The organism is Rhodoferax sp. GW821-FHT09E07 (assembly GCF_059416145.1).
In genome coordinates this window covers 135,504-154,724 of sequence record NZ_JBWKOP010000008.1, presented here as the reverse complement: position 1 = coordinate 154,724, position 19,221 = coordinate 135,504, and the positions used below count along the sequence as shown (strand labels likewise).

At 62.6% G+C, this 19,221-nt stretch carries 19 protein-coding genes; 16 read left to right on the top strand and 3 right to left on the bottom strand.

The window, feature by feature from the left end:
- Window positions 1–81: 81 nt before the first annotated feature.
- From AC07OE_RS16825 to AC07OE_RS16750, 16 genes are all read left to right on the top strand, one after another.
- Window positions 82–4,008: a DUF3683 domain-containing protein gene (locus AC07OE_RS16825; RefSeq protein ID WP_495071729.1), complete on the top strand. Its 3,927-nt coding sequence runs from the start codon at window positions 82–84 to the stop codon at window positions 4,006–4,008.
- 9 nt (window positions 4,009–4,017) lie between these two features.
- On the top strand, window positions 4,018–4,431 hold the full coding sequence (locus AC07OE_RS16820) for a gamma-butyrobetaine hydroxylase family protein (protein WP_495071728.1): 414 nt from the start codon (window positions 4,018–4,020) through the stop codon (window positions 4,429–4,431).
- 70 nt (window positions 4,432–4,501) lie between these two features.
- Window positions 4,502–5,233, top strand: a complete 732-nt coding sequence (gene ubiE / locus AC07OE_RS16815) for a bifunctional demethylmenaquinone methyltransferase/2-methoxy-6-polyprenyl-1,4-benzoquinol methylase UbiE (protein WP_495071727.1) — start codon at window positions 4,502–4,504, stop codon at window positions 5,231–5,233.
- 22 nt (window positions 5,234–5,255) lie between these two features.
- Window positions 5,256–6,236, top strand: a complete 981-nt coding sequence (locus tag AC07OE_RS16810) for a Tim44 domain-containing protein (RefSeq protein WP_495071726.1) — start codon at window positions 5,256–5,258, stop codon at window positions 6,234–6,236.
- Window positions 6,237–6,269: 33 nt separating this feature from the next.
- Window positions 6,270–6,827, top strand: a complete 558-nt coding sequence (locus AC07OE_RS16805; protein ID WP_495071725.1) for a hypothetical protein — start codon at window positions 6,270–6,272, stop codon at window positions 6,825–6,827.
- Window positions 6,824–8,389, top strand: a complete 1,566-nt coding sequence (ubiB, locus tag AC07OE_RS16800) for a ubiquinone biosynthesis regulatory protein kinase UbiB (RefSeq protein WP_495071724.1) — start codon at window positions 6,824–6,826, stop codon at window positions 8,387–8,389. The genes AC07OE_RS16805 and ubiB overlap by 4 nt, the downstream gene beginning before the upstream one ends.
- A gap of 51 nt (window positions 8,390–8,440) precedes the next feature.
- Window positions 8,441–8,731, top strand: a complete 291-nt coding sequence (locus AC07OE_RS16795) for an FmdB family zinc ribbon protein (RefSeq protein WP_495071723.1) — start codon at window positions 8,441–8,443, stop codon at window positions 8,729–8,731.
- A 30-nt stretch (window positions 8,732–8,761) separates the two neighbouring features.
- A complete protein-coding gene (locus tag AC07OE_RS16790) occupies window positions 8,762–9,382 on the top strand; it encodes a DUF502 domain-containing protein (RefSeq protein ID WP_495071908.1) in 621 nt (206 codons plus the stop codon).
- Between the two features lie 39 nt (window positions 9,383–9,421).
- On the top strand, window positions 9,422–11,236 hold the full coding sequence (gene aspS, locus AC07OE_RS16785; protein WP_495071722.1) for an aspartate--tRNA ligase: 1,815 nt from the start codon (window positions 9,422–9,424) through the stop codon (window positions 11,234–11,236).
- 71 nt (window positions 11,237–11,307) lie between these two features.
- Window positions 11,308–11,808, top strand: a complete 501-nt coding sequence (nudB, locus tag AC07OE_RS16780; protein WP_495071721.1) for a dihydroneopterin triphosphate diphosphatase — start codon at window positions 11,308–11,310, stop codon at window positions 11,806–11,808.
- Window positions 11,805–12,545, top strand: coding sequence for an endonuclease/exonuclease/phosphatase family protein (locus AC07OE_RS16775; protein ID WP_495071720.1), 741 nt, complete (start codon window positions 11,805–11,807; stop codon window positions 12,543–12,545). The genes nudB and AC07OE_RS16775 overlap by 4 nt, the downstream gene beginning before the upstream one ends.
- Window positions 12,542–13,744 (top strand): cardiolipin synthase ClsB, encoded by a 1,203-nt coding sequence (clsB, locus tag AC07OE_RS16770; RefSeq protein WP_495071719.1) that lies wholly within the window; start codon window positions 12,542–12,544, stop codon window positions 13,742–13,744. The genes AC07OE_RS16775 and clsB overlap by 4 nt, the downstream gene beginning before the upstream one ends.
- A gap of 92 nt (window positions 13,745–13,836) precedes the next feature.
- Window positions 13,837–14,556: a GTP cyclohydrolase I gene (gene folE, locus AC07OE_RS16765; RefSeq protein ID WP_495071718.1), complete on the top strand. Its 720-nt coding sequence runs from the start codon at window positions 13,837–13,839 to the stop codon at window positions 14,554–14,556.
- Between the two features lie 4 nt (window positions 14,557–14,560).
- Window positions 14,561–14,983: a BLUF domain-containing protein gene (locus AC07OE_RS16760; protein ID WP_495071717.1), complete on the top strand. Its 423-nt coding sequence runs from the start codon at window positions 14,561–14,563 to the stop codon at window positions 14,981–14,983.
- A gap of 9 nt (window positions 14,984–14,992) precedes the next feature.
- Window positions 14,993–15,874, top strand: a complete 882-nt coding sequence (locus AC07OE_RS16755; RefSeq protein WP_495071716.1) for an EamA family transporter — start codon at window positions 14,993–14,995, stop codon at window positions 15,872–15,874.
- Entirely contained in the window at window positions 15,874–16,713 is an 840-nt protein-coding gene (locus tag AC07OE_RS16750) for a DUF429 domain-containing protein (RefSeq protein ID WP_495071715.1), read from the top strand. The genes AC07OE_RS16755 and AC07OE_RS16750 overlap by 1 nt, the downstream gene beginning before the upstream one ends.
- A gap of 15 nt (window positions 16,714–16,728) precedes the next feature.
- Here the strand turns inward: AC07OE_RS16750 and AC07OE_RS16745 are convergent, their stop codons facing one another.
- From AC07OE_RS16745 to AC07OE_RS16735, 3 genes are all read right to left on the bottom strand, one after another.
- Window positions 16,729–17,565, bottom strand: a complete 837-nt coding sequence (locus tag AC07OE_RS16745; protein WP_495071714.1) for a MinD/ParA family protein — start codon at window positions 17,563–17,565, stop codon at window positions 16,729–16,731.
- A complete protein-coding gene (locus AC07OE_RS16740; protein ID WP_495071713.1) occupies window positions 17,565–18,359 on the bottom strand; it encodes a GGDEF domain-containing protein in 795 nt (264 codons plus the stop codon). The genes AC07OE_RS16745 and AC07OE_RS16740 overlap by 1 nt, the downstream gene beginning before the upstream one ends.
- A gap of 113 nt (window positions 18,360–18,472) precedes the next feature.
- On the bottom strand, window positions 18,473–19,219 hold the full coding sequence (locus AC07OE_RS16735) for a HesA/MoeB/ThiF family protein (RefSeq protein ID WP_495071712.1): 747 nt from the start codon (window positions 19,217–19,219) through the stop codon (window positions 18,473–18,475).
- Window positions 19,220–19,221: the final 2 nt, after the last annotated feature.

Genomic DNA, 19,221 nt, shown 5'->3' with positions numbered 1-19,221 from the left:
CGTGAATAGAGGGTGCGTTACCATCTAAGGCCTACCAAAAAACGCCCATTTTGGGGCCCTTGGCAGCAACTACCCACCCTGATGAACGCACCCACCTCGCTCAATCACCTCCTCAGCGCCGCCAACCCTGGTGCGCATGTGCAAGAACGCATCCGCGAAATCCCGTACAACTACACGTCCTTCTCCGACCGTGAGATCGTGATTCGCCTCTTGGGTTCTCAGAGTTGGGACTTGCTGAACCACCTGCGTGGTGAGCGCCAGACCGGCCGTTCCGCCCGCATGCTCTATGAAGTGCTGGGCGATGTCTGGGTGGTGCAGCGCAACCCCTATTTGCAGGACGACCTGCTGGACAACCCCAAGCGCCGCAGCCTGCTGGTGGACGCGCTCAACCACCGCCTCGCAGAGGTGGAAAAACGCCGCACCCCGCAGACTGACCCCGAGCGTGACGCCATGGTTGGCCAACTGCTAGTGGCCGCCCGCGCGGCCGTCAAGGCCTTTGACGCCGCGTTTGTGGAAGTGGCTGCATTGCGTAAAAAGACGCAAAAGCTGCTCTACAAGCTCACTGCCAAAGACAACGTCAAGTTCGATGGCCTGAGCCGCGTGAGCCATGTGACCGACGCAACGGACTGGCGCGTGGAATACCCCTTTGTGGTGCTGTGCCCCGACTCGGAAGAGGAAATGGCGCGGCTGGTGAAGGGCTGTATTGACCTGGGCCTGACTATCATCCCGCGTGGAGGCGGTACCGGTTACACGGGCGGCGCCATTCCGTTGACCTGGAAGAGCGCGGTCATCAACACCGAAAAACTCGAAGCCATGACCGAGGTGGAGATGAAAGTCCTGCCCGGTCTGGATCGTGAAGTCGGCACCGTCTGGAGTGAAGCCGGTGTGGTGACCCAGCGCGTGGCCGATGCGGCCGAGCGCGCGGGCTTTGTGTTTGCCGTGGACCCGACCTCGGCGGAGGCCTCGTGCATAGGCGGCAACATCGCCATGAACGCCGGTGGCAAAAAGGCTGTGCTGTGGGGCACGGCGCTGGACAACCTGGCCAGCTGGCGCATGGTGACGCCGCAAGCCGAGTGGCTGGAAGTCACCCGCATCAACCACAACATGGGCAAGATCCATGATGTGGGGGTGGCCAGCTTCGAGCTGCAGTACTACAAGGCCGATGGCAAGACGCCGATCCGCGAGGAGCGCCTGGACATTCCCGGCGCCACCTTCCGCAAGGAAGGCCTGGGCAAGGACGTGACGGACAAGTTCCTCAGCGGCCTGCCTGGCATCCAGAAGGAAGGCACCGACGGCCTGATTACCAGCGCGCGCTGGGTGGTGCACAAGATGCCGGCCCATACGCGCACCGTGTGCCTGGAGTTCTTCGGCAATGCCCGTGATGCGGTGCCCAGCATCGTGGATATCAAGGACTTCATGTTCGCCGAGCAAAAGCGCAGCGGCGTGCTGCTGGCCGGCCTGGAGCATCTGGACGACCGCTACCTGAAGGCCGTGGGCTATGCCACGAAGAGCAAGCGCGGCGGCTTTCCGAAGATGGTGCTGGTGGGCGACATTGCTGGTGACGATGCCGACGACGTGGCCCGCGTGACCAGCGAAGTGGTGCGCCTGGCCAACAGCCGCAGTGGCGAAGGCTTTGTGGCGGTGAGCGCCGAGGCCCGCAAAAAATTCTGGCTGGACCGCAAGCGCACCGCCGCCATCAGCAAGCACACCAACGCCTTCAAGATCAACGAAGACGTGGTGATCCCGCTGCCACGCATGGCCGAGTACACCGACGGTATCGAGCGCATCAACATCGAACTGAGCCTGCAGAACAAGCTGGCGCTGTGCGATGCACTGACCGAGTTCTTTGAGCGTAGCGACCTGCCCCTGGGCAAGACCGACGATGCCAACGACATTCCCAGCGCCGAGCTGCTGGAAGATCGCGTGGCGCAAGCCCTGGAGCTGGTCGCACGGGTGCGCGGCCAGTGGCAGGGCTGGCTCAATGACGTGGAGCCATTGTTCTCGCAGCTGCAGGACCATACCTTGCGTGCCAGCTGGAAGACCCAGCTGCGCGCACCGCTGCAAGACATCTTCACCGGTGCGGCGTTCGAGGCCATCCTGCAGGAGTGCACGGCCATCCACAAACGCGTGCTCAAGGGCCGCGTCTGGGTCGCGCTGCACATGCATGCGGGTGACGGCAATGTGCACACCAACATCCCGGTCAACAGCGACGACTACGACATGCTGCAGGCAGCCCATGGCGCAGTTAAACGCATCATGGCGCTGGCGCGCAGCCTGGACGGCGTGATTTCGGGCGAGCACGGCATTGGCATCACCAAGCTGGAATTTTTGAGCGAGGCCGAGCTGGCACCTTTCATCGCCTACAAGGCCAAGGTGGACCCCGAGGGGCGCTTCAACAAGGGCAAGCTGCTGCGAAATCAGGAGCTGCCTGCGCAGCCTGGAAGCGGGTTTGCGCCGCATTTGACTGCAGATGGTTCAACCATCTATGCCGACCTGACCAACGCCTACACGCCGTCGTTCGGCCTCATGGGGCATGAGTCCATCATCATGCAGCAGAGCGACATTGGCGCCATTGCCGATTCGGTGAAGGACTGCCTGCGCTGCGGCAAGTGCAAGCCCGTGTGCGCCACCCACGTGCCGCGCGCCAATCTGCTCTACAGCCCGCGCAACAAGATTTTGGCGACGTCCCTGCTGGTGGAGGCTTTCCTCTACGAAGAGCAGACGCGCCGCGGCATCAGCGTCAAGCACTGGGAAGAGTTTGAGGACGTGGCCGACCACTGCACCGTGTGCCACAAGTGCGAATCGCCGTGCCCGGTGAAGATTGACTTTGGCGATGTGACCATGAACATGCGCAACCTGCTGCGCAAGATGGACAAGCAGAGCTTCCGCCCGGCAGCCGCCTTCCAGTCCTGGTTCATCGGTACCACCAGCCCCAGCGCCATTGCCATGGCGCGTACGGCCACCGACCTGAGCTTCAAGGCCCAGCGCCTGGGCAACCGCGTGCTGAATGTGCTGGCCCGCAAGCAGACCAAGGCGCCGCCCGCCACGGTGGGGCCTGCCACGCCCAAAGAACAGGTGATCCACTTCATCAACAAGAAGATGCCGGGTGGTTTGCCCAAGCGCTCGTCCCGCGCCTTGCTGGACATTGAAGACAAGGACTATGTGCCCATCATCCGCAATCCGCAGACCACGACGGCGGAGACCGAGGCGGTGTTCTACTTCCCCGGATGCGGTTCGGAGCGGCTGTTTAGCCAGGTGGGCTTGGCCACGCAGGCCATGCTGTGGCATGCCGGTGTGCAAACCGTGTTGCCCCCGGGCTACCTGTGCTGCGGTTACCCGCAAAAGGGTTCGGGCCAGTTCGACAAGGCCGAGAAGATCATCACCGACAACCGCGTGCTGTTCCACCGCGTGGCCAACACCCTGAACTACCTGGACATCAAGACCGTGGTCGTGAGCTGCGGCACCTGCTATGACCAGCTGCAAGGTTACGAGTTCGACAAGATATTCCCCGGCTGCCGCATCATGGACATCCATGAGTACCTGCTTGAAAAGAACATCACGCTGGGCGCTGCGTCGGGTGGCGGTTACCTGTACCACGACCCCTGCCACACCCCCATGAAGATGCAGGAGCCCATGAAGACCGTGAAGGCGCTGGTGGGCGACGGCGTGGTGGAGAGCAAGCGCTGCTGCGGCGAAAGCGGTGGCCTGGCCAGCTCGCGCCCTGATGTGTCCACCCAGATCCGCTTCCGGAAGGAAGAGGAAATCCGCAAGGGCGAAGCCACGCTGCGCGCCGCGGGCACGGTGCAACCCGAGCAAAACGTGAAAATTCTGACTTCGTGCCCCAGCTGCCTGATGGGCCTGAACCGCTACCAGGATGACCTCAAATCGGGTCTGCTGGAGGCCGATTACATCGTGGTGGAAATGGCCAACCAGATCCTGGGCAAGGACTGGATGCCTGAGTACGTGCAGACGGCCAATGCCGGGGGCATTGAACGGGTGCTGGTGTAGGGCGAACTTATGGCAGGACTGACCGCAGGTTCCCCGACACCCCAGGCGCTGACCGTGCACGGCCAGTCCCGGGTGCTGGAGGTTCACTTTTCCGACGGTGCCCACTTCCGCATCCCGTTTGAGCTGATGCGCATCTACTCGCCGTCTGCCGAAGTGCAGGGCCATGGCCCGGGCCAGGAAACTCTGCAGACCGGCAAGCGCGATGTGGAGCTGGAAGCGCTGGACCCCGTGGGCAACTACGCGGTGCAGCCCCGTTTTTCCGATGGCCACGACACGGGTATCTACACGTGGGACTACCTGTACTTCCTGGGCTCCCAGGCCGACCGGCTCTGGCAGGAATACGACGAAAAACTGAAAGCCGCCCACACCGAGCGCGACGCCCCCATGGCCGCCAAGGGCGGGCACAGCTGCGCCAGCCATTAAAATTGCTATTGTTTCAGGAGCTGTTCACGCATATTTCGCGGGGGCTAGCGCCACTTTTTATCCATAACCCATGACAAACACCCATTTCGGCTTCAAGACCGTGGATGAATCGGAAAAGGCCCGCCATGTGCGCGGTGTGTTCGATTCGGTAGCGCCCAAGTACGACCTGATGAACGACCTGATGTCGGCGGGCCTGCACCGCGGCTGGAAGGCCTACACCGTGCTGGTGGCCAACCTGAAGGAAGGCGACAAGGCGCTGGACATTGCCGGCGGCACGGGCGATCTGGCGCTGGCCTTCTCGAAAAAGGTGGGCAAGAGCGGGCAGGTGGTACATACAGACATCAACGAGGCCATGCTCTCCACGGGCCGCAACCGCCTGCTGGACGCCGGTGTCGTGCTGCCCACCCTAGTCTGCGATGCCGAGAAGTTGCCTTTTCCCGACAACCATTTCAACGTGGTGAGCGTGGCTTTTGGCCTGCGCAACATGACCCACAAGGACCACGCGCTGGCCGAGATGAACCGCGTGCTCAAGCCTGGTGGCAAGCTGCTGGTGCTGGAGTTCTCCAAGGTGGCGCCACCGCTGGAGAAAGTCTACGACTGGTACTCGTTCAAGGTGCTGCCGCGCCTGGGCAAACTGATCGCCGGCGATGACGCGAGCTACCGCTATCTGGCCGAATCCATCCGCATGCATCCGGGCCAGCAAGAGCTAAAGACCATGATGCACAAAGTGGGCTTTGGACATGTGGACTATCACAATTTGACTGGCGGCATTGCGGCATTGCATGTTGGAATCAAGTGCTGAGAACAATCATTTTGGAGAAATCATGAAATTGTGGGCTTTGGGTTTGGCGCTGGTGTTGTCCTTGTCGGGCATCAATGCAGAGGCTGCCAAACGACTGGGCGGCGGCAAGTCGTTCGGCAAGCAGTCCAGCAATGTGACGCAACGTGAAGCCGCGCCCGCGGCCCCGGCAGCCCCTGCGCAGGGCATGAACAACGCAGCGGCCAAACCGGCCCCAGCCGCCCCCACGCCTGCCGCGGCGCCCAAGCGCCCTTGGGGCGCCATGTTGGGTGGCCTGGCCGCCGGCCTGGGCCTGGCTTGGCTGGCCAACTCGTTGGGCATGGGTGCTGCGTTTGGCAACCTCCTGATGTTTGGCCTGCTGGCCTTGGGCGTGATGATGCTGGTGGGCTGGGTCATGCGCAGCCGCAAGCCTGCTACGTCCCAAGCCTCTCCTTTCGCTTTTCAGGGCGCAGGCGCGTCGCCAGCGCCGCTGGCCAAGCCCTACCGCGCTGAAAACGTCGGCAACGACGCCTCGGCTCGCCCGTGGGAACGCAGCAGTATGGCGTTTGAGGTACCGCAACCGCCTCCCCAAGGCGGCTCCATGATCGGCTCGGCCCTGCTGGGTTCGCAAACCTGGGGCGTGCCCGCCGGGTTTGACAGCGAAGGCTTTCTGAAATCTGCCAAGTCCAACTTTGTGACTTTGCAGGCCGCCTGGGACCGTTCCGACATCCCGGCACTGCGCGCCATGATGACCGACGACATGCTCAAGGAAATCCAGGCCCAGCTGTCCGAGCGCGAAACCCACACTGGTGTGGGCGCCAACCTGACTGAGGTGGTGATGATCGACGCTCGCTTGCTGGGCATTGAAGAGTTGCCCGACGAGTACATGGCCAGCGTGGAGTTTTCCGGCATGATTCGTGAAGAACCGTCCGCCGGCCCCAGCCCGTTCCGCGAGGTCTGGAACATGACCAAATCCAAGTCCGGCACCAGCGGCTGGCTGGTGGCGGGCGTGCAAGCCCTGCAGTAAGCGTTGTCGTTTTCGGGCAGATAATCGGGGACTATGGCAACACAGTCCCCTTTTTCCATGCTGGAAGGCTTTTTGAAAGCGCTTCCGACCCCTCCCGTTCCCCCCGCCTGGGCCGTTGAAGAAAGCCACCGCCGCGTGGTGCTTCTGCTCAACCATGTGCTGCAGCAAGAATCCCAGGCCATGGAGCGCCTGGCGCGCCAAAAGGGCAAGGTGGTGCTGAGCCAGTGGCAGCAGTTCACCTTCAAGGTCCAGGCCACGCCGGCAGGGCTGCTGGACCTGGCGCCCGCGGACGCCGTGCCAGACCTCTCGCTGGTGATCCTCGACGAATCTCCCTTTGCGATTGCCCAAGCCCTGATGCAGGGTGACAAGCCCAAGGTGCGTATCGAAGGCGATGTACAGCTGGCGGCAGAGATCAACTGGCTGGCCGACCATGTGCGCTGGGATGTGGAAGAAGACCTCTCGCGCATCTTGGGTGACGCGCCTGCCCATCTGTTGATGCAAACCGTGCGCAGCTTTGCGCAGGCCTTGCAGCAGTTTGTCGGCAAGCGCGCTGCACCATCGGCCGACGCCGCTTCCGGCACCGCCGCATGACCCGTCTGACGCGCGGCGTTTTCATCGTCTGGGTGGCGCTGCGCTACGGGCTGGATGAGCTGGTGCTCACCAGCTTCCAGAAGCCCTGGCTGCACTTGCTGGCGCGCATTGTGTCGGTCGGCCGCAAGCTGGATGCGCCGCGCGGTGAGCGTCTGCGCGAGGCGCTGGAGCGCCTGGGCCCCATCTTCGTGAAGTTTGGCCAGGTGCTGTCCACCCGGCGCGACCTGTTGCCGCTGGACATCGCCAACGAGCTGGCCAAGCTGCAGGACCGCGTGCCGCCGTTTTCATCCGAGGCGGCCGTAGCCATGGTAGAGCGTGCGTTGGGCAAAAAAGTGGACGAGCTGTTTGTCTCGTTTAACCGCACACCCGTGGCCAGCGCGTCTATCGCACAGGTGCACTTTGCCGTGCTGCGTGACCGCCAAGGGCGCGAGCGCGAGGTGGCGGTCAAGGTGCTGCGTCCAGGCATGCTCGACGTCATCGACAAAGACCTGAACCTGATGCGCATGATGGCCGGCTGGGTGGAAGGTCTGTCGGCCGATGGCAAGCGCTTGAAGCCGCGCGAGGTGGTAGCCGAGTTCGACAAATACCTGCATGACGAGCTGGACCTGGTACGCGAGGCCTCCAGCGCCGCCCAGCTACGCCGCAACATGGAAGGTCTGCAGCTGGTGCTGATCCCTGAGATGCTGTGGGACTACTGCACTACCGAGGTGCTGGTGATGGAGCGCATGGTGGGCGTGCCCATCAGCCGGATGGACCGTCTGCGTGCGGCGGGGGTTGATATCCCCAAGCTGGCGCGAGATGGCGTCACCATTTTCTTCACCCAGGTGTTTCGCGATGGATTTTTCCATGCCGACATGCACCCGGGCAACATCCAGGTCAGCCTGGACCCGGCCACCTTTGGCCGCTACATCTCGCTGGATTTCGGTATCGTGGGCACGCTGACCGAGGTGGACAAGGAATACCTGGCGCAAAACTTTGTAGCCTTCTTCCGGCGCGACTACAAACGCGTAGCCGAGCTGCACATCGAATCGGGCTGGGTGCCAGCCACCACCCGGGTGGACGAGCTGGAAGCCGCCGTGCGCGCGGTCTGCGAACCCTATTTCGACCGCCCGCTGAAGGAAATTTCGCTCGGCATGGTGCTGATGCGCTTGTTTCAGACTTCCCGCCGCTTCCATGTGGAGATCCAGCCGCAGCTGGTGCTGTTGCAGAAAACCCTGCTCAATATCGAGGGGCTGGGCCGCGAGCTGGACCCCGAGCTGGACCTGTGGGCCACCGCCAAGCCGTTTCTGGAGCAGTGGATGCTGGAGCAGGTGGGGCCACAAAAGCTCATCAACGAGCTCAAGGCCCAGGCGCCACGTTACGCGAAGCTGATCCCGGAGCTGCCGGCGCTGTTGCACCAGTTTTTGCAACAGCGTGGCACGGACAACAGCCAGCTGGTGCAGGAGTTGCTGCTGGAGCAAAAACGCACGAATCGCCTGCTACAGACCCTGGTGGCTGCGGTGATCGGGTTTGCGCTGGGCATGGTGGTCATGCAAATTATGGTGCGCGTCAGAATTTTCTGAGCGCCACTTATAATTGAAGGCTTTGCAACTTGACGCCAGAGCCACACTTTCATGCCGATCTACGCCTATAAATGCGAGTCCTGCGGGTTTGCCAAGGACGTATTGCAAAAAATCTCCGATGCCCCGCTGCAGGACTGTCCCACCTGCGGGCAAGCCACGTTCAAGAAACAGCTGACCGCTGCCGGCTTTCAGCTCAAGGGCTCGGGTTGGTATGTGACCGACTTCAAGGGCGGTAGTGCCCCCGCGACCAGCGTCGCCCCGTCCACTGGCGATAGCGCTGCGACACCCGCGGCCAGTCCCAGCCCGACACCTGCGGCCACCCCGCCCAAATCGACTCCTTGACCCGTCCATAGAACTGGAAACACCGTGCCCATCAAAAAATACCTGATCACCGGCCTGCTGGTCTGGCTACCGCTGGCCATCACCGTCTGGGTGATCCTGTGGATGGTGGGCATTCTGGACGGCATTTTTGGCGGCGTCCTCACCGGGTTTGAGGCGTTCTTGCCCGTGGCAGCTGGCCCCATGATCGACAAGCTGCGGGCCATCCACGGCCTGGGCGTGATTCTGGTGGTGCTGGCACTGCTGCTGACGGGGGCTTTGGTATCCAACGTGGCTGGCCGCTGGCTAGTGCGCCAATGGGACCGCCTGTTTACCAACATCCCCATCGTCAAATCCATCTACAACAGCGTCAAGAAGGTTTCGGACACGCTGTTTTCCAGCAATGGCAATGCCTTTCGCACGGCCTTGCTGATCCAGTACCCGCGTGCGGGCAGCTGGACGATTGCGTTCCAGACCGGAACGCCCAGCGGTGAAGTACAAAAGCACCTGAACGGCGAGTTCGTCAGCGTGTACGTACCCACCACCCCCAACCCCACCAGCGGGTTCTTTCTCATGCTGCCCAAGGCCGATGTGATTGAACTCGACATGAGTGTGGACGAAGCCCTGACCTATGTGATCTCCATGGGTTCTGTGGCGCCCCAACCAACCCATTAATAACCCGCTGCCCACAAGGCGGCGAACTGAAAGCAAGCTATGGCCATGCGCTCCCACTATTGCGGTCTTGTGACCGAAGCCCTGTTGGGCGAAACCGTAACCCTGTGTGGTTGGGTGAACCGTCGCCGCGACCACGGTGGCGTGATCTTTGTGGACCTGCGTGACCGCGAAGGCTATGTGCAGGTGGTCTGCGACCCCGACCGTGCCGACATGTTCAAAGTGGCCGAAGACATCCGCAACGAATACTGCGTGCAGATCAAGGGCCTGGTGCGTGCGCGCCCCGCTGGCACCACCAACGACAACCTCAAGAGCGGTAAGATCGAAGTGCTGTGCCACGAGCTGATCGTGCTCAACGCCTCCGTCACCCCCCCGTTCCAGATTGACGACGAAAACCTGTCCGAGACCACGCGTCTGACGCACCGCGTGCTCGACCTGCGCCGCCCCTACATGCAGAACAACCTGATGCTGCGTTACCGCGTGTCCATGGAAGTACGCAAGTTCCTGGATGCCAACGGTTTTGTGGACATCGAAACCCCCATGTTGACCAAGAGCACGCCCGAAGGCGCGCGCGATTACCTGGTACCCAGCCGTGTCCACGATGGCATGTTCTTCGCGTTGCCCCAAAGCCCTCAGTTGTTCAAGCAGTTGCTGATGGTGGCCGGCTTTGACCGCTACTACCAGATCACCAAGTGCTTCCGCGACGAAGACTTGCGCGCCGACCGCCAGCCCGAATTCACCCAGATCGATATCGAAACTTCGTTCCTGACCGAAGAAGACATCCGTGACATGTTCCAGGGCATGATCACCACGGTGTTCAAGAACACCATCGGTGTGGACCTGGGCGAGTTCCCGGTCATGACCTACCAGGACGCTGCGCGCCTGTATGGCTCCGACAAGCCGGACCTGCGCGTGAACCTGCAGTTCGCCGAACTGACCGACGTGATGAAGGACGTGGACTTCAAGGTCTTCTCCGGCGCCGCCACGATGAAGGGCGGCCGTGTGGTGGCCTTGCGCGTCCCCGGTGGTTCGGTCGAAGGCGGCGGCATCAGCCGTGGCGAGATTGACGCCTACACCGAGTTCGTCAAGATCTACGGTGCCAAGGGTCTGGCCTACATCCGGGTCAACGACCTGTCCAAGGGCCGTGACGGTCTGCAAAGCCCCATCGTCAAGAACATCCATGACGCGGCGCTGGCGGCAGTGCTGGAGCGCACCGGCGCCAAGGACGGCGACCTGATTTTCTTCGGCGCCGACAAGGAAAAAATCGTCAACGACGCGATTGGCGCGCTGCGCATCAAGATCGGCCACAGCGAATTCGGCAAGAAGAACGGCCTGTTCACCGGCGGCTGGAAACCTCTGTGGGTGGTGGATTTCCCGATGTTCGAATTCGACGAAGAAAACCAGCGCTACACCGCCGTGCACCACCCCTTCACCGCGCCCAAGGCCGGTCACGAAGACTGGATGGTGTCGGCGCCCGAAAAATGCATCTCCCAAGGCTACGACATGGTGCTGAACGGCTGGGAAATGGGCGGTGGTTCTGTCCGTATCCACCGCGCCGATGTGCAGCAAAAGGTGTTCGATGCCCTGAAGATCACGCCCGAAGAAGCCCAGCTCAAGTTTGGCTTCCTGCTGGACGCGCTGCAGTACGGTGCGCCCCCGCACGGTGGCCTGGCCTTCGGCCTGGACCGCATCGTCACGCTGATGACGGGCGCTGAGTCCATCCGCGACGTGATTGCCTTCCCCAAGACCCAGCGCGCCCAGTGTTTGCTCACGCAAGCACCGAGCCCGGTGGACGAAAAGCAGTTGCGCGAACTGCATATCCGCCTGCGCAATCTGGACGCTGCGAAGGCGGCCTGATCCTACAAGCGCGGCCGCGAGGCTGGTGCACAATGAAAGGGCGCTCGGTGAGCGCCCTTTTTCTTTGTCCTATGCCCAAGCCCTTCAAAATTCCACAGTCCGTGCTCGTGGTGATTTACACCCCGGCCTGGGACGTGCTGCTGATCCGCCGCACCGAAGCAGACCCCAACGCGCCAGCGTTCTGGCAGTCTGTCACCGGTAGCAAGGACGCGCTGGACGAGCCCTGGGCAGAGACCGCTGCGCGTGAGGTGCTGGAGGAAACCGGCCTGGATTGCACGCCGGGCAGCGCGCTGGAGCCCCATTTGCAGGACTGGGGGCTGGAGAACATCTACAGCATTTACCCGCGCTGGCGCCACCGCTATGCACGGGGTGTGACGCACAACCTGGAGCGTGTGTTTGGCCTGCAGGTGCCCGATGGCTCGGTGGTGACCTTGAACCCGCGCGAGCACACCGATTACCAGTGGCTGCCCTACGACGCGGCGGCGGACGCGTGTTTTTCCCCATCCAACGCAGAGGCAATTTTGCAACTGCCCCGGTACGCCGCCAAGCAACGCCTGGGCACTATGGCATGACCCGGCTGCGTATTGCCACCTACAACATCCACAAGGGGGTGCAGGGCCTGGGCCCGGTGCGCCGGCTGGAGATCCACAACTTGGGCCATGGTGTGGAGCAGCTCGATGCCGATGTGGTCTGCCTGCAGGAGGTGCGCAAGGTGCACCGCCGCGAGGCCGCACACTTTGCGCATTGGCCCGAGCTGCCGCAGGCTGAATTTCTGGCGCCTGAGGGCTATGTGGCCGTGTACCGTACCAATGCCGTGACCCGCCATGGCGAGCATGGCAACGCGTTACTTTCACGCTGGCCTGTGGTGGCGCACCAGCATGAAGACATGTCAGACCACCGTTTTGAACAACGGGGGCTGCTGCATGTGGAGCTGCTGATCGAGGGGCGTGCGGTGCACGTGTTGGTGGTGCATTTGGGGCTGATCCGGGCCAGCAGGGTGCGTCAGCTGGGACAGTTGGTGGAGTTTGTTGCGCGAGAGATTCCACACGACGCGCCCTTGGTCGTGGCCGGGGACTTCAATGATGGCGACGCCTTGGTATCGCGCTTGTTAGCCCCCGCTGGCTTGCGGGCCTACAACGTGGGGCGGCACCCCACCTTTCCCTCCCGCCTGCCCCTCGTGCAGCTGGACCATGTGCTGGCGCGCGGTATGCAGCCGGTGGGCATTGCCGTGCCACACGGGCGCAACTGGTGGCGCATGTCAGACCATTTGCCACTGATTGCAGAGTTCGACTGGACTGACGCGCCATGAACGATGTGCCCTACACCGCAGGCCACCGCCTGACCTTGTTGCGTGGTGGCGCGGAGTACTTCCCCGCGCTGATTGCGGCCATTCATGCCAGCACCCAAGAGGTGCGGCTCGAGACGTACATCTTTAACTTCGACCCCCAAGGGGATGCGGTCGCAGCGGCCCTGGAGCGCGCCGCAAAGCGGGGGGTGCACGTGATGGTGGTGCTGGACGGCGTGGGTACGCCCGAGCTGCCGCTGGCCTGGCAGCAGCGCTGGAACAGTGCAGGCGTGCAGTGGCACCGCTTCAAGCCGCTGGGGCGACTGGGCCTCCTGATTCCGGGGCGCTGGCGCCGCCTCCATCGCAAACTCACCGTGGTGGATGGGCGGGTTGCTTTCTGCGGTGGCATCAACGTGCTGGACGATTTCTACGATCACCACCAGGGTCGGCTGACGTCACCAAGGTTTGACTTTGCGGTGCAAGTCGAAGGCCCGTTGGTCGCCGACGTGCACCGCACCATGCGGCAGTTGTGGGGCCGACTCCAGGCCACGCGCCAGTTGGAGCGGCTGGAGTGGTCGAAGGCCAAGGCCTCGCTGGTCAGTGCTGCGCGGGGCCAGACGCAACCCGCGGACGCAGGCGATGCCACGGGCTCACCAGCTGCCTTGGTATTGCGCGACAACGTGCGCAACCGTGCCCGCATTGAGCGCGCCTACCGCAAGGCCCTGGGTGCCGCACAGCACGAGGTGATCATTGCCAACGCGTATTTCCTGCCCGGCGGCAAGCTGCGCCGAGCGCTCACGCATGCGGCACGGCGTGGGGTGCGCGTGTGCCTGTTGCTCAACGGGCAGTACGAGTACTTCATGCAGTACCACGGTGCACGCCCGGTCTACGGGGCATTGCTGGATGCTGGCGTGGAGATCCATGAATACGCAGCCGGCTTCCTGCATGCCAAGGTGGCGGTGGTGGATGGGCAGTGGGCCACTGTGGGCTCCTCCAATTTGGATCCACTGAGTTTGCTGCTCGCGCGCGAGGCCAATGTGGTGGTGCAGGACCCGGAGTTTGCCGCCCCGTTGCGCCAGGCCTTGCTGCAGGCGATTGCTGAACATGGCCGCCGCCTGGATGGCGTGGCGCACGCCCGACGGCCACTGGGCCAGCGGGCGTTGGACTGGCTGGCCTATGGCCTGATGCGCATGACACTGGTACTAACGGGGCGTCGCTATTAAATTGGTAGCTAGCAGCCTAATAAATACGGGGGCTAGAAGCTAAAAACCCTATAAATACAGAGCGGCCAAAGGCTGGTAACATCCTTCCAACCATGAACACCCAGAGCACCATGAACCCCACCGATGCCGACGAAGGAACTCCGGTTTCCGTCAAGATCCGCGAGCGCATCCAGGCGTCGCGCAAGCGCTTCAACGCCAATGACAACATAGCCCCTTTCATCCAACCCGGCGAGCTGGAACTGCTGCTGGACGAGGTGGAAGACAAGATGCGGGGCGTGCTCAACAGCCTGGTCATCGACATCGAGCACGACCACAATACCGACAACACTGCGCGTCGCGTGGCCAAGATGTACGTCAACGAGGTGTTCCGTGGCCGCTATGTGCCCGCGCCCAGCATCACCGAGTTTCCCAACGTCGGCCACCTCAACGAGCTGATGATTGTCGGTCCCATCGTCGTGCGCAGCGCCTGCAGCCACCACTTTTGCCCCGTTATCGGCAAGATCTGGATTGGTGTCATGCCCAATGAGCACACCAATGTGATCGGCCTGTCCAAGTACGCACGTCTGGCCGAATGGATCATGGGGCGCCCGCAGATCCAGGAGGAGGCGGTGGTGCAACTGGCCGACCTGATCCAGGAAAAAACCCAACCCGATGGCCTTGCCATCGTGATGGAAGCCAGCCACTACTGCATGGCCTGGCGGGGCGTGAAGGATATGGACAGCAAGATGATCAACTCGGTCATGCGCGGCGTGTTCCTCAAAGACCCCACCCTGCGCCGCGAATTTCTTTCACTGATTCCCCGGAAAGGCTAATGCCATGTTGGTCCGTCTGCTCTACGCCAGCCGTGCGATCGATGCACGCCCCGAGGCCATTGAGGCCATCCTGACCCAGTCGCGCCACTACAACCCCACCTGCGGCATCACCGGCATTCTTTGCTATGGGGGCGGCATCTTCCTGCAGGCCATCGAGGGCGGGCGCATGGCGGTGAGCGACCTGTATGGCCACATCCAGAAAGACGTGCGCCACAAGGATGTGGTGCTGCTGCATTACGAGGAAATCACGGAGCGCCGCTTTGGCGGCTGGACCATGGGCCAGGTGAACATGTCCAAGATCAACACCAACATCCTGCTCAAGTACGCCGAAAAACCTGAGCTCGACCCGTATTCGGTGTCGGGCAAGGTCTCTTTGGCCTTGCTGGAAGAGCTGATGGCCACTGCGTCCATCATCGGTAGAGCGTAGCCTGCGCGGATGCCGGTTAGCGCTTTAGCCCTTGTCATTTTCGCCGGCCTGATTCACGCAAGCTGGAACATTGCAGCCAAGAAAGCAGGCGGTGACGCGCGCTTTGCCTGCTTCACCGCCTTGGTGCTTATGGTGTTCTGGGCGCCCGTGGGCCTGTGGCTGGGGTGGCAGCAAGTGCCCGGCTGGGGCGCCACGGAATGGGCCTTTATCGCCATCAGCGGTGTGTTGCACGTCGTGTATTACGTGGTGCTGCTGCGCGGCTATCGCAAAGCCGACCTCACCGTTGTCTATCCACTGGCCCGTGGTTCGGGGCCCTTGCTCTCGTCCCTAGTTGCCATTGTGTTTCTGGGAGAACACATCTCGGCCCTGGGCGGATTGGGTATTGCTGCCGTGGTGGGGGGCGTGTTTCTGGTGGCGGGCGGGCCGGGTTTGTTCCGTCAGGCGCATGACCCGCTGAAGCGGGTGCGCATCCGCAAGGGCATGGTCTATGGGCTGATGACCGGTGTGTTCATCGCCAGCTACACGGTGGTGGATGGCTATGCGGTCAAAGTGCTGCTGCTCTCGCCCATCCTGCTCGATTATTTTGGCAACTTTGTGCGTCTGGTGTTCCTGCTGCCCCAGGTGCTGCGGGACCGCCCGGCCGCTGCGGCCTTGTGGGCCAAGCAGTGGAAGTACGCACTCGTGGTGGGCATCATCAGTCCTATCTCTTATGTGCTGGTGCTGTACGCCATGCAGGTCGCGCCCATGAGCCATGTTGCGCCTGCGCGCGAGGTGTCCATGCTGTTTGCCGCACTGCTGGGCGGGCATTTGCTGGGCGAGGGCGACCGGCTGGCCCGCGTGGCGGGTGCCGCGTGTATTGGTGTGGGCGTGATGGCCCTGGCCCTGGGGTAATGGCCATGGCGCTCCTGGTGGGGTGTGATTTTTCCAGCAGCCCGTCGCGACGCAAGCAGATCGTGCTGGCGTTGGGTGAGCAAGACCGGGGGCGCGTGGTGCTGCAAGCGCTGGAGCGGCTGGAATCCCTGGATGCCTTCTCCACTTGGCTGGCGACACCACGGCAATGGATTGGTGGCTTCGACCTGCCGTTTGGCCTGCCGCGTGAGTTGGTCCACGCGCTGGGCTGGCCGCCGCAGTGGGAGGCCTGTATCCGCCATTTCGCGTCACTCGCGCGCGCTGACATTCGCGAAACGTTTGCGGCCTTTTGCGCGGCAAGACCTGTTGGTGGCAAGTTCGCCCACCGCGCCACAGACGGGCCCGCGGGTTCCAGTCCCTCCATGAAATGGGTCAATCCACCAGTGGCCTACATGCTGCACGCCGGTGTGCCACGCTTGATGAATGCTGGCGTGCACTTCCCAGGCCTGCAGCCTGCAGTCGCGCCCCATGCGAGCCTGCGGGTGGCGCTGGAGGCCTACCCCGGGCTGCTGGCGCGCGAGGTACTGGGCGCACGCAGCTACAAAAGTGACGACGTGGCCAAGCAAACCCCCGAGCGCCTGATTGCCCGCAAGGATCTGGTGACGGCGTTGGAGATGGGGCGCACGCGTTTGCAGCTGCGACTCAAGCTCAGCCACGCTCAGCGTGATGCGCTGGTGGAAGATGCGTCAGGGGATGCGCTGGATGCAGTGCTGTGCCTCCTGCAAGCGGCCTGGGCCGAGCAGCAGGTGCTGTTGGGCCATCCCTGCTATGGCCTGCCCGCCGATCTGGACCCGCTGGAGGGCTGGATTCTTACCGCCTGAGGCAGGGCCCTCGCCTCAAGCGGGTTTGGGAGCGACGGTCTCTTCGACCTTGATGGCCAGCTGCGAAATGGCCATGGCCGCAGGGCAACCTGGCATGCTTTGCAGCAGCAACTGCCGGCGCATGATGGCCTGGCGCACGGAGTTGTCGGCCGGAATATCACCCATATGAATAAGGCGCAGCGGCTTGCCATCTTCCGACGTCACAAAGCGGTCCAGCACCTGTTGCAGCTGGGTCGTGATGGCGCGGCCATCGCCCAGACGGGCGGTCTGGTTGATCACCATGCGGATGATTTTGCGTTTTTGCTGCCCGGCCAACACCTTGATGGTGGCATAGGCGTCTGTCAGCGAAGTGGGTTCAGGTGTGGCCACCACCAGTACTTCTGAGGCCAGGGAGACGGCAAACAGCACCACATCTGAAATGCCCGCACCTGTGTCCAGAAGCACCACGTCGTAGTGCGGGACCAGCCCGGCCATGATGCGCAGGAAGTCGTCGCGGACCTCGGGTGTCAGGCGCGAATACTCCACCATGCCCGAGCCAGCCAGCAACACCGAGAAGCCGCCCGGTGCGCGGATGATGGCGTCCTCCAGCTTGGCCTTGCCGGTAAATACGTCGTGCAAGGTGATCTTGGGGTACAGGTTCAGGACCACGTCCAAATTGGCCAGACCCAGATCGGCATCGAGCACCAGCACACGGTGCCCACGTTTGGCCAACGCTGCCGCCAGGTTGGCGGAAACAAAGGTCTTGCCCACGCCGCCTTTGCCACTGGTGACAGCCACGACCTTGCCCAAGGGCTTGAGCGGCACGCTGGTGCTGCCTTCGGCGGACTCGGGGGGATTCAGCACGTCAGACATCAATAAACCCTCTGCATGGTGCCATTGGCGTTTCCACCGGAAGCATCGGTGGCCGCACTCTCGATCCAGGCGGGATCGCCCAGAGACAAATGGCCGAAAAGAAGATTCTTCTCTTCGGCGCTTACGTAAACCTCTTGTTGCTGGTCCAGAAGCACCCGGTTGCGTCCTTCGGATTTGGCGCGGTAAAGCTGCTGATCAGCGCGCTCGGTCCACAACGCGGCGGTGGAGCGCACCCACTCGGGCGCGAAAGCGCCGCCTATGCTGATGGTCACCTGGATGCTCACACCTGGTGCAATTGCAATCTGCATGGCTTCAATGTTGTGGCGTATGCGTTCTGCCACCACGCTGCCAAACGAGGTGTGGCAACTGGGCAGCATGACGGAGAACTCTTCTCCCCCCAGCCGGGCCACGGTGTCCATGGGACGCACGCAACCCACCAGGCACTTGGCAATGGCTTGCAGCACCTGGTCACCAGCCTGGTGGCCGTAGGTGTCGTTCACGTTTTTGAAATGGTCGATGTCCAGCATCAACAGCAGGGCGGGCTCACCGGAACGGGCCACCACATCGATGGCGCGGTCGACCACCGATCGGAAATGTCGCCGGTTGGCCAGACCCGTCAGCGGATCTTTGAGCGACAACTCGCACAGGCCATCAATGATGCCTTGCAGGTAGGCCGTACCCGAGGCCTCGGGCGCTGGCAGGCTGATACTCAGGTCGTGGTCCAGCAGGGCACGCGCATCGTCCAACCGCAGCTGCTGCAGTTCGACGGAGGAGTGGGGGACTTGGGTGACCACAGGAGGGGAAATGTGTTGCGAAAGTCTAACAGGAACGGTAACGCCGATGGCAGGTTTTACCCGGTGCGGGCTGTGGAGAAAGGCTGCTTTCCGCGGGCATTTTCAATGCGGCCTCAATGGCCGCAGACGCTGCAATGCGGCTGGCGCGGCAGCCGCACTTCTGTCCACTCCAGGGCCCGGCCGTTGAGCATCAGCAAGCGCCCTGCCAAGCTGGGGCCCAGGCCTATCAAAAGCTTGAGCGCCTCTGCGGCTTGCACGGCACCAATGATGCCCACCAGGGGGGCGAACACCCCCATGGTGGAGCACTGGGTCTCCTCGGGGTGCTCGTCTGGTGGGAATGTACAGGCATAGCAAGGGCTGGTGGGATCACGCGGGTCGTACACGCTGACCTGCCCGTCAAAGCGGATGGCGGCGCCCGACACCAGGGGTGTGCGAAGGTGCACACAGGCGGCATTGACGGCCTGGCGGGTGCGGAAATTATCACAGCAGTCCAGCACGACGTCGGCCTCGCTCACCAGTGCCTTCAGGGATGTTGCGTCCGCGGAAGCCTGCAGCGCCGTGATCCGGATGTGGGGGTTGAGCGCACGCAGGGTTTGCGCAGCTGACGCCACTTTGGCATCACCCACGCGTGCCGTGGTGTGGGCAATTTGTCGCTGGAGATTGGTCAGGTCGACGGTATCGGGATCGACCAGGGTGATGTGGCCGACGCCAGCACAGGCCAAGTACATGGCCGCCGGAGAGCCCAGGCCCCCGGCACCGATGACCAAGGCGTGTGCGGTGTTGAGTTTTTCTTGCCCCTCGATGCCGATCTCATCGAGCAGGATGTGGCGCGAGTACCGCAGCAGTTCCTGGTCCTGCATGC

Excerpts from the sequence above, each read along its gene's own strand:
- AC07OE_RS16825 (WP_495071729.1), top strand. The coding sequence starts at position 82 with ATGAACGCACCCACCTCGCTCAATCACCTCCTCAGCGCCGCCAACCCT.
- AC07OE_RS16820 (WP_495071728.1), top strand. The coding sequence starts at position 4,018 with ATGGCAGGACTGACCGCAGGTTCCCCGACACCCCAGGCGCTGACCGTG.
- ubiE (WP_495071727.1), top strand. The coding sequence starts at position 4,502 with ATGACAAACACCCATTTCGGCTTCAAGACCGTGGATGAATCGGAAAAG.
- AC07OE_RS16810 (WP_495071726.1), top strand. The coding sequence starts at position 5,256 with ATGAAATTGTGGGCTTTGGGTTTGGCGCTGGTGTTGTCCTTGTCGGGC.
- AC07OE_RS16805 (WP_495071725.1), top strand. The coding sequence starts at position 6,270 with ATGGCAACACAGTCCCCTTTTTCCATGCTGGAAGGCTTTTTGAAAGCG.
- ubiB (WP_495071724.1), top strand. The coding sequence starts at position 6,824 with ATGACCCGTCTGACGCGCGGCGTTTTCATCGTCTGGGTGGCGCTGCGC.
- AC07OE_RS16795 (WP_495071723.1), top strand. The coding sequence starts at position 8,441 with ATGCCGATCTACGCCTATAAATGCGAGTCCTGCGGGTTTGCCAAGGAC.
- aspS (WP_495071722.1), top strand. The coding sequence starts at position 9,422 with ATGGCCATGCGCTCCCACTATTGCGGTCTTGTGACCGAAGCCCTGTTG.
- nudB (WP_495071721.1), top strand. The coding sequence starts at position 11,308 with ATGCCCAAGCCCTTCAAAATTCCACAGTCCGTGCTCGTGGTGATTTAC.
- AC07OE_RS16775 (WP_495071720.1), top strand. The coding sequence starts at position 11,805 with ATGACCCGGCTGCGTATTGCCACCTACAACATCCACAAGGGGGTGCAG.
- clsB (WP_495071719.1), top strand. The coding sequence starts at position 12,542 with ATGAACGATGTGCCCTACACCGCAGGCCACCGCCTGACCTTGTTGCGT.
- folE (WP_495071718.1), top strand. The coding sequence starts at position 13,837 with ATGAACACCCAGAGCACCATGAACCCCACCGATGCCGACGAAGGAACT.
- AC07OE_RS16760 (WP_495071717.1), top strand. The coding sequence starts at position 14,561 with ATGTTGGTCCGTCTGCTCTACGCCAGCCGTGCGATCGATGCACGCCCC.
- AC07OE_RS16755 (WP_495071716.1), top strand. The coding sequence starts at position 14,993 with ATGCCGGTTAGCGCTTTAGCCCTTGTCATTTTCGCCGGCCTGATTCAC.
- AC07OE_RS16750 (WP_495071715.1), top strand. The coding sequence starts at position 15,874 with ATGGCCATGGCGCTCCTGGTGGGGTGTGATTTTTCCAGCAGCCCGTCG.
- AC07OE_RS16745 (WP_495071714.1), bottom strand. The coding sequence starts at position 17,565 with ATGTCTGACGTGCTGAATCCCCCCGAGTCCGCCGAAGGCAGCACCAGC.
- AC07OE_RS16735 (WP_495071712.1), bottom strand. The coding sequence starts at position 19,219 with ATGCAGGACCAGGAACTGCTGCGGTACTCGCGCCACATCCTGCTCGAT.